We start from the raw sequence: 239 nt of genomic DNA, 5'->3' as shown, positions 1-239 counted from the left end.
AGATTGCTTATACAGAATCCGGAAACATCAGTACTGATCTTACAAGATTCAGAACCAATAATGATTCTTATATGGACAACATCCATACGCTGAGAGCAACGTATGCAGCAGATATCTGTTCACTGATCACTTCTACCCCAACGAATACCTGTGGCTTGGGATACGTCAACACCAATCCTACCAATTATACAGGGACCGCAGGATTTTCAGTTTCCCTTTATAACTGTGCCGTTTCTAAT

General features: G+C 41.0%; 1 protein-coding gene. It reads left to right on the top strand.

Features of this window, described 5'->3' with window-relative positions:
* On the top strand, positions 1-239 hold a 239-nt coding region (locus tag SCA31_RS25395; RefSeq protein WP_410699697.1), incomplete at both ends, for a hypothetical protein.

The organism is Chryseobacterium sp. SIMBA_028, from assembly GCF_046535285.1.
In the GTDB taxonomy this organism is placed as follows: domain Bacteria; phylum Bacteroidota; class Bacteroidia; order Flavobacteriales; family Weeksellaceae; genus Chryseobacterium.
Note: the sequence above shows the minus strand (reverse complement) of the source record. Positions and strands in the feature narration are given on the sequence as shown.